Here is an 11,778-nt window from a genome sequence, read left to right as displayed (position 1 = left end):
GGCGAGCCGCGGACGGCGGTTCTTGCGGTGTTCCAGCCGGCGGGCGAGAGCCCGGGGCAGGTCGGCGGGGTGCGCGCGCGGCGGGGCGCGCGCCGGGTGGACGCCGTCGAGGTGACGCGCCACGCCGAGCTGATGGACCTGGTGGACGCGATGGCGACGGCGCTGTTGCGGGCGGCCGGGAGCGGCCCGGACGAGCTGCTCCGGCGGGCGGCGGCCGTCCCGCACGGACGGTTCGCGGACTGGGTGGTGGTGGACCTCAACGACGCGGGGACCCTGCGCCGGGTGGTGGTGCTCGGGCCCGGCGACGGGAAGCCCGGGACGCCGACGCAAACCTCCGGCGGCGGTAGGCCCGGGACGCCGGCGGAAAGCGGCGCGGTCCCCGGGACGGCGGCGGAGGGTGCCGGCTCGCTGGCCGACGCGGTCGCCCGTCAGGACCCGGCGCGGTGCCCGCTGGTCGTGGAGGCGACGGCCGCCGGGGCGACCGCGTTCCATGTGCGGCCGGACGACGCCGAGCTGTTCGGCCACGACGAGCTGGGCGCGCCGGTGCTGGTGCGGGCGGCGGTCACCTCGCTCCTGTGCGTACCGCTGCGCACGTCGCGGCAGGATCCGGTGCGGGGGGCGCTCACGCTGTTCCGTACGGGGGCGCGGCGGCCGTTCGAGATGGCGGAGGCGGGGGCGGTGGACCGGATGTCGCGGCATGTGGCACTCGCGTTGGGCGCGCTGCCGTGAGGACGGCGGAGGCCGTGCAGGGGCTGGCGGATTTTTCCCCGCCCCGCGCTTGAGGACCGGGGTCCGGGGCGGAGCCCCGGTTCGGGAAGGGGCGGGGCGGGGAAAAGATCCGTCGGACACGCCCTGAGGCCGAGGCGCCAGGCGCCGGACCCCTCACGCCGCCCGCCCGCAGACCTGCTCGCACAGCCGGTCGCACGTGCGGCTGATCAGGCGGGAGACGTGCATCTGGGAGATGCCGAGCCGGTCGGCGATGTGGCTCTGCGTCATGTCGCAGAAGAACCGCAGGTAGAGGATCTCCCGCTCGCGCTCGGGCAGGGCGCGCAGCTTGGGCTTGAGGGACTCGCGGTCCACGACGAGGTCGTAGCCGGGTTCGGCGGTGCCGAGCGTGTCGCGGAGCGCGTAGCCGTCGTCGGCGCCCGGCAGTTCCAGGTCCAGGGAGAGGGTGTTGAAGCTGCCCAGGGCCTCCCGTCCGGCCCGTACCTCGTCCTCGGTCAGGCCGGTGCGGTCGGCGAGTTCGGCCACGCTCGGGCCCCGGCCGTCCATGGAGCGGGTCAGCTCCTGCGTGGCGGTGCGGACGCGGTTGCGCAGCTCCTGGACGCGGCGCGGTACGTGCACGTCCCACATGTGGTCGCGGAAGTGGCGCTTGACCTCGCCGACGACGGTCGGCACCGCGAAGCTCTCGAAGGCGGTGCCGCGGGCGGGGTCGTAGCGGTGCACGGCCTTGACGAGGCCGAGCAGGGCGACCTGGTTGAGGTCCTCCACGGTCTCGCCGCGGTTGCGGAACTGGCGGGCGAGCCGCTCGGCCATCGGCATCCAGGCCCGGACGACCTGCTGGCGCAGCGCGTTCTTGGCGGGGCCGTCGGGCATGGTGGCCAGGCGGGCGAAGTCGGCCCGGGTGTCGGGGGCGTCGTGGTGGTCGTGCCTGCGGCGGGCGGGCCTGGCGGAAAGGGTCGTGGTGGCGCTCGTCGTGCGGGTCATGTGCCGGTCTCCCTCAGCGGTGGGCGGTGACCGCGGGGCAGCACGACGCGTCCGGACAGGACACGCCCGGAGCAGCCGGGCTGCTCCCGCGGACGTGCCTCCGGTCCGAAGCACATGGGGCGCGTGCCCGGGGTCCCGGGAGGTAAACCAGGCTCTGCGCCGAACGGGGCGGGGGGTTTCGATGCGTGGTGATCGGTTACCCGTCACGCCGCGCACCGTGACGCGGCGAGGAGGAAGCACCGCTGATGACCGAGTACGGCTATTTCCTGTCCTGCGAGGAGCACTCCCCTTCCGCCCTCGTCGAACAGGCCCGGATGGCGGAACAGGCGGGCTTCACCTCGCTGTGGATCTCCGACCACTTCCATCCGTGGACGGGCGAGCAGGGCCAGAGCCCCTTCGTCTGGTCGGTGATCGGGGCGCTGTCGGAGGCCACCTCGCTGCCGGTGCAGACGGCGGTGACGTGCCCGACGATCCGGATGAACCCGGTGGTCACGGCGCAGGCGGCGGCGACCAGCGCGGTGCTCCTCGACGGCCGGTTCCGGCTCGGGGTGGGCAGCGGGGAGGCGCTGAACGAGCACATCCTCGGTGACGCGTGGCCGCAGGCGTCGGTGCGGCTGGAGATGCTGGAGGAGGCCGTCCAGGTGATGCGGCTGCTCTTCGAGGGCGGCCAGGTCAGCCACCACGGCAAGCACTACACGGTGGAGAACGCCCGCCTGTACACGGTGCCGGACGAGCCGGTGCCGATCGACGTGTCGGCGTTCGGCCCGGCGGCGACCGAGGTGGCGGGCCGGATCGGTGACGGGCTGCTGACGACGCGGCCCGACGCGGAGGCGGTGGAGCGCTTCCGGCGCAGCGGCGGCGGCCAGAAGCCCGTGGTGGGCGGGGTGAAGGTGTGCTGGGGGCCGGACCGGGAGGCCGCGGAGGTGACCGCGCACCGGCTGTGGGCGGTGGAGCAGCTGCCCGGTGAGCTGCCGCAGGTGCTGCCCACGCCCGCCCATTTCGAGCAGGCCGCCGAGCTGGTGCCGCGCGAGCGGGTGACGGCGAAGGTGACCTGCGGTGACGACGTGGAGGAGCACGTCGCGGCGCTGCGCGCGTACGCCGACGCCGGCTTCGACCGGGTGCACGTGTCCCAGATCGGTCCCGAGCAGCGCGGGTTCTTCGACTTCTACCGCACCAAGGTGCTGCCGCGGCTCGCCTCCTGAGCCCCCCGACCGGACCACGCAGGAACGTACGCGAGACGGGTGAGAACACACATGGGTCAGAAGGTGTCCGACTTCATTCTGGCGAGGCTCCGCGCGTGGGACGTGGAGCAGGTCTTCGGCTATCCGGGTGACGGGATCAACGGGCTGCTGGCGGCCTGGGAGCGGGCGGACAACCAGCCCCGGTTCATCCAGTCGCGGCACGAGGAGATGTCCGCGTTCGAGGCGGTCGGCTACGCCAAGTTCAGCGGCCGGCTGGGGGTGTGCGCGGCCACCTCGGGGCCCGGTGCGGTCCATCTGCTCAACGGTCTGTACGACGCGAAGCTCGACCACGTGCCGGTGGTGGCCATCGTGGGCCAGACCCACCGTTCGGCGATGGGCGGCGCGTACCAGCAGGAGGTCGACCTGCACACGCTGTTCAAGGACGTGGCCTCGGACTTCCTGGAGACCGTCAACGTCCCCGAGCAGTTGCCGAACGTCCTCGACCGCGCGATCCGCACCGCCTACGCGCGCCGCGCGCCCACCGCCGTGATCATTCCCGGCGATGTGCAGGACCTGGACTACTCGCCGCCCGGGCACGCGTTCAAGATGGTGCCCTCCAGCCTGGACCGCAGCGGCTGGCAGGCGGTGCCCTCGGACGAGTCGCTGCACCGGGCGGCGGAGGTGCTCAACGCCGGTGAGAAGGTGGCGATCCTCGTCGGCCAGGGCGCGGCCGGGGCGCGGGCCGAGACCGAGGAGGTCGCGGAGGTGCTGGCCGCCGGGGTGGCGAAGGCCCTGCTGGGCAAGGACGCGCTCAGCGACGAGCTGCCCTATGTCACCGGTTCGATCGGGCTGCTGGGCACCCGCCCCTCGTACGAGATGATGCGCGACTGCGACACGCTGCTGACGATCGGCTCGAACTTCCCCTATTCGCAGTTCCTGCCGGAGTACGGGCAGGCGCGGGGGGTGCAGATCGACATCGATCCGCGCATGGTGGGGCTGCGCTATCCGTACGAGGTGAACGTGATCGGCGACGCGCGCGCCACCCTCCAGCGGCTGCTGCCGCTGCTGCGCCGCAAGGACCGGCGGGGCTGGCAGGACGGGATCTGCGCCGCGGTCGAGCGCTGGGACGAGGTGATGGCGCGGCGTGCCGCGGTGAGTGCCGATCCGATCAATCCGGAGCATGTGGCGCGGGCGCTGTCCCCGCTGCTGCCGGACAACGCGATCCTGACGTCCGACTCCGGTTCGGTGGCGAACTGGTACGCGCGGCACATCACGATGCGCGGCACGATGCGCGGCTCGCTGTCAGGAACGCTGGCCACGATGGGCTGCGGTGTGCCGTACGCGATCGGGGCGAAGTTCGCGCATCCGAACCGGCCGGTGGTGGCGCTGGTCGGGGACGGCGCGATGCAGATGAACGGCATGGCCGAGCTGATCACCGCGGCCAAGTACCGTGCGCAGTGGGACGATCCGCGGCTGGTGTTCGGGGTGTGGAACAACCACGACCTGAACCAGGTGACGTGGGAGATGCGGGCGATGAGCGGTTCGCCGCAGTTCCTGCCCTCGCAGGAGCTGCCGGACGTGTCCTACGCCGCGTTCGCCCGCCAGATCGGGCTGACCGGCATCCGGGTGGAGAAGCCGGAGCACGTCGAGGGGGCCTGGCGGCAGGCGCTCGCCGCGGAGGGGCCGGCGGTCGTGGAGTTCGTGACCGATCCGGCGGTGCCGCCGATCCCGCCGCACGCCGACTGGGACCAGGTCGAGGCCACGGCGTCCTCGATCCTCAAGGGCGACACGGACCGCGGGGCCGTGCTGCGGCAGGGCATCAAGGCGAAGGTGCAGGACTTCCTGCCCGGCGGCCCCAAGCGGCAGCAGGGCTCCTCCGGACGGGAATCGCGGGAGGACGAGGAATGATCGGGCGCCGGGCCGTCCGCAACGTACGGCACGGCCGGCTGGAACGGTCGCTGGCGCTGCTGACGGCGGCCGGATCGGCGGTCACGGCCGCGGAGATCTTCCTGGAGCACGACCGGGCCGGGTTCGGCAACCGCGTCATGTGGTGGCCGGTGCTCCTGGGGCCGGTGGGGGTGGCGGCGGGGCTGGCCGGGTTCGCCGACGAGCGGGCCGCGCGCACCGCCCTGCCGCTGGCCTCCGCGGCCATCGTCGCCAACGGCCTCCAGGGCACGTACCTGCACGTGCGCGGCATCGCGCAGAAGCCCGGCGGCTGGCGGATGGCCCGCTACAACATCGAGCTGGGCCCGCCGCTGTTCGCCCCGCTGCTGATGAGCATGGTGGGCGGCATGGGTCTGCTGGCGAGCGTGCTGCGTCGGGAGCGGTGACGCGATGACCCGCTTCCGACGCGGCGTCAGGGAGCCCGGCTCCGGGGTGCTGGGCCAGGCCCACACCTGGGACCGGGCGACGGCCGGTGTCGTACTGGCGCGGCTCGGCCCCGGACGGCAGCCGCCGCTGAGCTTCTTCACGCCCCCCGAGGAGGCGGCGGCCGAGGCGCTCCTGGACCACCTGCTCGCGCGCGGTCCGGAGGACCCCCGCATCCCCGTGCTGTCCGTCATCGACGCCCGCCTGTCCACGGGCGAGACCGACGGCTGGCGGTACGCGGACGTGCCCGAGGACGGCGAGACGTGGCGCCGCTCGCTCGCGGCCCTGGACGCCGACGCGGCCCTGCGCCACACCGGCCGGGCCTTCGCGGAGATCGGTCACGGCGACCGGCACCGGCTGCTGCGGCACGTACAGGACCTGGGCGCCGGCGACTGGTACGGGCTGCCGGCCGCGCACGTGTGGACGCTGTGGACCCGCTACGCGTGCGCCGCCTACTACGCGCACCCGTACGCCTGGGACGAGATCGGCTTCGGCGGCCCCGCCTACCCGCGCGGCTATCTGCGCCTGGGCCGGGGCAAGCGCGAACCGTGGGAGGAACCGAGGTGAGCGGCGCCTGGTGGCGGACGGTGCGGGAGAGTGCGCGCCCGCAGGGCGACGTGCGCGAGCGCAACGCCTCCGCGTGGCTGCCGCACGTGACCCGGCTGCGCCGGGACATGCGGCGCTTCGAGGACGGCGACGAGGTCGACATGGTCGTGATCGGCTGCGGCGCGGGCGGCGCGACCTTCACCCAGCGCCTCGCGCACGCCGGCTGGCGCGTGGTGTGCCTGGAGGCGGGGCCCTTCTGGGACCCGGAGACCGACTGGGTCAGCGACGAGTCGGGCTCGCACCACCTGTACTGGAACGAGCCGCGCGTCGTGGGCGGCCGCCACCCGGTGCCGCTCGGCTCCAACAACTCCGGGCGCGGCGTGGGTGGTTCGATGGTGCACTTCGCGGGCTACGCGCCGCGCCTGCACCCCTCCGACTTCCGCACCCGCAGCCGGGACGGCGTCGGCGCCGACTGGCCGCTGACGTACCGCGAGCTGCGGCCGTTCTACGTACGGCTGGAGCGCGAGCTGCCGGTCGCCGGGCAGTTCTGGCCCTGGGGCGACCCGCATCCGCACCCCCATCCCCCGCATCCGGTCAGCGGCAACGGGCAGGTGATGCTGGAGGGCTGTGCGGCGCTCGGCATCGAGGCGCGCGTGGGGCCCGTCGCGATCGCCAACGGCCGCTTCGGCAACCGCCCGCACTGCGTCTACCGCGGCTTCTGCCTGCAGGGGTGCAAGGTCGACGCCAAGGCGTCGCCGCTGATCACGCATGTGCCCGACGCCATCGCGCACGGCGCGGAGATCCGCCCCGACGCGATGGCCACCCGGGTGGAGACCGACCGCGAGGGCCGCCGGGCGACGGGGGTGCGGTACGTGCGCGGCGGCCGCGAACGGTTCCAGCGGGCCGCCGCGGTGGCCGTCGCCGGCTACTCCATCGAGACGCCCCGGCTGCTGCTGAACTCGGCGAACCGCCGCTTCCCCGACGGCCTGTGCAACGACCACGACCTGGTGGGCCGCCATGTGATGGTGCAGGGCGCGCCGCAGACCGCGGGCCGCTTCCCCGACGAGATCCGGATGTACAAGGGGCCGCCGCCCGAGGTCAGCACGGAGGAGTTCTACGAGACCGACCCGGCCCGGCCGTACGTCCGCGGCTTCTCGGTGCAGACGGTCTCGCCGCTGCCGATCACCTGGGCCGAGCACGTGGCGGCGCAGGGCCACTGGGGCGCGGACCTGCGGCACCGGATGGCCGACTACCCGCACTGGGCGACGCTGGGCGCGCTGTGCGAGTTCCTGCCGCAGGCCCGCAACCGCGTCACCCTGGCGGACGAGAAGGACCGCCACGGCCTGCCCGTCGCCCGCTTCGACCACACCCGCTGCCCCAACGACGACCTGCTGATGGCCGCGGCGGCCGAGACGATGACGGACATCCTGCGGGCCGCCGGCGCGACGGAGCTGATGACCGTGGAGCGCTACGCGCACCTGGTGGGCGGCTGCCCGATGGGCCGGACGCCCGAGGAGGGGGTGGTGGACGCCGACCTGCGGTCGTTCGCGCTCCCGAACCTGTTCGTCACCGACGGCAGCGTCCTGCCGACCCAGGGCAGCGCCAACCCCGCGCTGACCATCATGGCGCTCGCCGACCGGGCCGCGACCCGGCTGACCGGTGAGGTGGTGCGATGAGCGCCGCGCCCGACGCCCGCATCGACCGGCTCGACGCGACCGCCTACACCTTCCCCACCGACGCGCCGGAGGCCGACGGCACCATCGCCTGGGACTCCGTCACCGTCGTGGTGGTGGAGGTGCGCAGCGGTACCACCACCGGTCTGGGCTGGACCTACGCGGCCGCCGACACCGCCTCGGCCGCGACCGGCCTGCTCCGCGACCGGGTCCTCGGCCGGGACGTGTTCGACGTGGCCGGCGCCCATGAGGCGATGGTCCGGGCCGTCCGCAACGCCGGCCGGCAGGGAATGGTCGGCTGCGCGGTGTCGGCGGTGGACATCGCCCTGTGGGACCTCAAGGCGCGGCTGCTGGGCCTGCCGCTGGCCCGCCTGATCGGCGCGGTCCACGAGACCGTGCCCCTCTACGGCTCCGGCGGCTTCACCACGTACCACGACACGCACCTGGCGACGCAGCTCACCGGCTGGGTGCACGGCCAGGGAATCCCCCGCGTGAAGATCAAGATCGGGGAGTCCTGGGGCACGGCCACCGAGCGCGACCTGGACCGGGTGCGCCGCGCCCGGCGGACCATCGGCCCGCACGCCGCCCTGTACGTGGACGCCAACGGCGCCTACACCCGCAAGCAGGCGGTCCGCGTCGGGCGGGCGCTGGCCGACATGGGGGTGGCCTGGTTCGAGGAGCCGGTCTCCTCCGACGACCTGGAGGGGCTGCGGGTCGTGCGCGACCTGTCCGTCTGCGATGTCGCGGCGGGCGAATACGGCTACGACCTGCCCTACTTCGCCCGGCTCGCGCCCGTCGTGGACTGTCTCCAGGCCGACGCCACCCGCTGCGGCGGCCTGACCGTATGGCTGCGGGCCGCGGCACTCGCCGAGGCCCACGGCCTGGAGATATCGGCGCACTGCGCACCGCACGCGCACGCCCACGCCGCCGCCTGCGTGCCCAACTTGCGGCACATCGAGTGGTTCCACGACCACGCGCGCCTGGAGTCGACGTTCTTCACCGGCGCCCTCGACCCGACCGGCGGGACCGTGCGGCCGGGCGCGGGCGGCGGGACGGGCCACGGCATGGCCTTCCGCCACGACGAGGCCGTCGGCTACCGCGTGCGATGACCCTCGTCGCTCGCCCCCTTTTTCCTTTTTCCTGAGGAGCCCACCGCATGAGCAAGGCCAGTGACGTCCAGAACGCCACCACCCGGTACCTGATGTACGGGCTGCTGCCGTCCTGGTTCGTGCCGGGCGTCGCCGACTGGGCGATGCACCGCCGGACCCGCATCGAGGAGACGTCCGGCACCAAGGAGTCCCTCATCCACTCCCTGATGATGGCCGAGGTCGGACTGCCCATCGCGCTCACGCTCGTCTGCGAGGTCAACCCCCTGCTGCTCACCGTGCAGCTGGGCGCGGCGGGCGCCCACGAGGCGACCGCGCTGTGGGACGTCCGTACGGCCGTGCACAGCGACCGGGAGGTCAAGCCCATCGAGCAGCACATCCACAGCTTCCTGGAGTCCCTGCCCTTCGCGGGTCTGGCCTCGCTGATGTGCCTGCACCACGAGCAGGTCCGCTCGCTGCTGCGCGGCGGCCGCGGCGACCCCGACGCCTGGCGGCTGGTCCTCCGCCGTGACCCGCTGCCGCGCGCGTATCTGGCGGGCATCGCGCTCGCGGTGGGCGGATGCGTGGCCCTGCCGTACGCGGAGGAGCTGCTGCGCTGCCTCCGCGGCCGGCGGCGCCGCCGCGCCAAGGACCGGAACACATCGGACCACCTCGAAAGGATCGCATCATGAACGTGGCATTCCTCATGGCGCCCGAGGGCGTCGAGCAGGTCGAACTGACCGAACCCTGGAAGGCGGTGAAGGGCGCGGGCGGCACGCCCACCCTGGTGTCGACCGGCTCCGGGACGATCCAGGCGTTCCACCACCTCGACAAGGCGGACACCTTCCCCGTCGACAAGGTGGTGGGCGACACCGGGGTGTCGGAGTACGACGCGCTGGTGCTGCCGGGCGGTGTCGCCAACCCCGACGCGCTGCGCATGGACGAGCGGGCGGTGGCGTTCGTCAAGGGGTTCTTCGACGCGGGCAAGCCCGTCGCGTCGATCTGTCACGGGCCGTGGACGCTGGTGGAGGCCGACGTGGTGCGCGGCCGCACCCTCACCTCGTGGCCGAGCCTGCGCACCGACATCCGCAACGCGGGCGGCACCTGGGTGGACGAGCAGGTGAAGGTCTGCACGGCCGGGCCGACGACACTGATCACGAGCCGCAAGCCGGGCGACCTGAAGGCGTTCTGCGACGCGTTCCTGGCGGAGTTCCGGTAAGGCCGTGGCCGTGCCGCCCGGGCCCCGTCGGCCGGCAGGACGGTGGTCCTGACCGGCGACGGGCCGGGGCGGGTGCGGGTGCGGTCACCGCCGGCGCAGGGATTCAGGCCCTGCGGCCCAGTTGCCCCAGCAGTCTCGTCTGCGCGTCCGCGTCGGCCGGCACCCGGACCGGCTTGGCGAACAGACCCGTCCCGGCCAGCGCGTCCGCGTAGGGCTCGACCTCCTCGCGCGTGAACTCCACCAGGGCCTCGGGGAGGTGCTCGTCCGCGCCGATCGCGCGGGAGAGGTCCCACGCGTGGACGGCCGCGTCCGCCGTCATCTGGGCGCCGTAGGCGTCGGCGCGGGTGGGGCCCTGGGACAGGGCGACCTCGCGCTTGAGGGCGCCGGGGGCGCCGAACGCTTTGCGGGCGGCCGCCGCGGCGTCGTCCCAGGCCGCCACGGGGTCGTCGCCGAGCAGGTCGCCCTCCAGCGAGTCGCCCAGGTCCTCGATCGCCGCGCCGTCCAGCAGCGGTGGCACCCACAGCTGCTCGACGGTCAGGTGGTTGACGAGGTCGCGTACGGACCACTCGGTGCAGGGTGTGGGGTCGTCCCACTGGTCCGGGCGGACGGTGTGCACCCGGTCGCCGAACAGGGCGAGGGCCTCGCGGTGCCGGGAGAGCAGGGCGTCAGAGCTCATGGCGCCCATTGTCGGCGCGCAGCCGCGCGGCGGCGACCGCCAGCGCCGCGGCCGCGGCGGCTCCGGCGGCCAGCGGGGCGCGGTGGCGGGTGAGCCACAGCTGGGGGCTGCGGGTGGCGGCCTCCGCGTCGAACGCGCCGTGGGCCCCGAAGTCGGGGCCGGCGGGGCCGTCGGCGGGCTCCCACAGGTTCGCGGGGGCGTCGCCGGGAGCGGGCTCGGATCGCTGCTGGGAGGCGTAGCCCGTTCGGGCGAGGTAGTGGTCCAGGAGGCCGGGGGCGACGGCGTTGGCGAGGAGCGTGGCGACGGTGGAGGCGCCGACGCGGTACTCGCGGCGGCGCGGGTGGAGGGCGGCGTGCACGATGGCGCGGGCGGCAACTTCCGGCTGATAGACCGGCGGTACGGGCCGGGGGCGGCGCCCGAGCCGGTTGAGCACCCAGTCGAACTGCGGGGTGTTCATGGCGGGCAGCTGCACCATGGTCGTCCGGACCGCGCTGCCCCGGTGGAGGAGTTCGCAGCGCAGGGACTCGTTCCAGCCCTGGATGGCGTGCTTGGCGCCGCAGTAGGCGGACTGGAGCGGGATGCCCCGGTAGGCGAGGGCCGAGCCGACCTGGACGACCGTGCCCCGGTCGCGCGGGAGCATCCGGCGCAGCGCGGCCAGCGTGCCGTACACGTAGCCCAGATAGGTGACCTCCGTGACGCGCCGGAACTCCTCCGGCGTGATGGCGGTGAAGGGCGCGAAGACCCCGGCGAAGGCGTTGTTGATCCAGAAGCCGATGGGCCCGAGCTCCTCCTCGGCGTGGGCGGCGGCTTCTTCCACCGCACGGTGGTCGGCGACGTCGACGGGCAGGACCAGGGCGGTCCCGCCGCGGCGTTCGACGTCCTCGGCGGCCGCGGCCAGCCCGGTGGCCCCCCGGGCCAGCAGGGCGACCTTGGCGCCGCGCGCGGCGAAGGCACGGGCCACCGCCCGGCCCACGCCACCGCTGGCACCGGTCACCACGACGGTGGTCGAGGCGTTCACGACGGGCGGCACGTTGCTCATGCGGGGCCGGGTACCCGGGCCGTGCCTCTCCATGCCGCGCTGCGCAATCAAGCCCGTCCGGCGATTGAGGACGCGCCCGCAGGGCGCCCGCCGCCGCAGGCGGCAAAGACGGCCCGCAGCCGAAACACGTCGGCCGCCGACCGCCGGCACACGCATAGGCGAGCGCCCCCCGGGTACTGCGGCAGGACACCACGGGAAAGAAGGCGAACAGACATGGCACAGCTCGTGAGGGACATCATGACTCCGGCGATCGTGTCCGTGCACCCGGACGCCTCGCTGGTCGAG

At 74.0% G+C, this 11,778-nt stretch carries 11 protein-coding genes and 1 pseudogene; 9 read left to right on the top strand and 3 right to left on the bottom strand.

Annotation, left to right across the window (positions count from 1 at the left end):
* Positions 1 to 729 (top strand): annotated as a pseudogene (locus tag J7E86_RS30250) (hypothetical protein); the annotation flags it as partial.
* A gap of 153 nt (positions 730 to 882) precedes the next feature.
* Here J7E86_RS30250 and J7E86_RS30245 read toward each other — a convergent pair.
* A complete protein-coding gene (locus J7E86_RS30245; protein ID WP_215086013.1) occupies positions 883 to 1,707 on the bottom strand; it encodes a SigB/SigF/SigG family RNA polymerase sigma factor in 825 nt (274 codons plus the stop codon).
* Between the two features lie 245 nt (positions 1,708 to 1,952).
* Between J7E86_RS30245 and J7E86_RS30240 the strand changes: the two genes are divergently transcribed.
* Genes J7E86_RS30240 through J7E86_RS30205 form a run of 8 tightly spaced genes read left to right on the top strand, consistent with a single transcriptional unit; the run spans position 1,953 to position 9,778 of the window.
* Positions 1,953 to 2,909: an LLM class F420-dependent oxidoreductase gene (locus J7E86_RS30240; protein WP_215086012.1), complete on the top strand. Its 957-nt coding sequence runs from the start codon at positions 1,953 to 1,955 to the stop codon at positions 2,907 to 2,909.
* Positions 2,910 to 2,960: 51 nt separating this feature from the next.
* Entirely contained in the window at positions 2,961 to 4,796 is a 1,836-nt protein-coding gene (locus tag J7E86_RS30235; protein WP_215086011.1) for a thiamine pyrophosphate-requiring protein, read from the top strand.
* Positions 4,793 to 5,218, top strand: coding sequence for a hypothetical protein (locus tag J7E86_RS30230; protein WP_251019900.1), 426 nt, complete (start codon positions 4,793 to 4,795; stop codon positions 5,216 to 5,218). Before J7E86_RS30235 ends, J7E86_RS30230 begins: the two co-directional genes overlap by 4 nt.
* A gap of 4 nt (positions 5,219 to 5,222) precedes the next feature.
* A complete protein-coding gene (locus tag J7E86_RS30225; protein WP_215086010.1) occupies positions 5,223 to 5,822 on the top strand; it encodes a gluconate 2-dehydrogenase subunit 3 family protein in 600 nt (199 codons plus the stop codon).
* Complete coding sequence (locus J7E86_RS30220; RefSeq protein WP_215086009.1) at positions 5,819 to 7,477, top strand: GMC family oxidoreductase; 1,659 nt, start codon at positions 5,819 to 5,821, stop codon at positions 7,475 to 7,477. Before J7E86_RS30225 ends, J7E86_RS30220 begins: the two co-directional genes overlap by 4 nt.
* Complete coding sequence (locus J7E86_RS30215) at positions 7,474 to 8,583, top strand: enolase C-terminal domain-like protein (RefSeq protein ID WP_215086008.1); 1,110 nt, start codon at positions 7,474 to 7,476, stop codon at positions 8,581 to 8,583. Before J7E86_RS30220 ends, J7E86_RS30215 begins: the two co-directional genes overlap by 4 nt.
* 47 nt (positions 8,584 to 8,630) lie before the next feature.
* Complete coding sequence (locus J7E86_RS30210) at positions 8,631 to 9,251, top strand: diguanylate cyclase (RefSeq protein ID WP_215086007.1); 621 nt, start codon at positions 8,631 to 8,633, stop codon at positions 9,249 to 9,251.
* Positions 9,248 to 9,778, top strand: coding sequence for a type 1 glutamine amidotransferase domain-containing protein (locus J7E86_RS30205; RefSeq protein ID WP_215086006.1), 531 nt, complete (start codon positions 9,248 to 9,250; stop codon positions 9,776 to 9,778). The genes J7E86_RS30210 and J7E86_RS30205 overlap by 4 nt, the downstream gene beginning before the upstream one ends.
* Positions 9,779 to 9,881: 103 nt before the next feature.
* Here the strand turns inward: J7E86_RS30205 and J7E86_RS30200 are convergent, their stop codons facing one another.
* Positions 9,882 to 10,454, bottom strand: coding sequence for a TIGR03086 family metal-binding protein (locus tag J7E86_RS30200; RefSeq protein WP_215086005.1), 573 nt, complete (start codon positions 10,452 to 10,454; stop codon positions 9,882 to 9,884).
* Positions 10,444 to 11,493: an SDR family oxidoreductase gene (locus J7E86_RS30195; protein WP_215086004.1), complete on the bottom strand. Its 1,050-nt coding sequence runs from the start codon at positions 11,491 to 11,493 to the stop codon at positions 10,444 to 10,446. The genes J7E86_RS30200 and J7E86_RS30195 overlap by 11 nt, the downstream gene beginning before the upstream one ends.
* Positions 11,494 to 11,778: the final 285 nt, after the last annotated feature.

This window comes from Streptomyces sp. ISL-11, from assembly GCF_018614525.1.
GTDB lineage: Bacteria > Actinomycetota > Actinomycetes > Streptomycetales > Streptomycetaceae > Streptomyces.
This window is presented reverse-complemented; position numbering and strand designations above follow the sequence as displayed.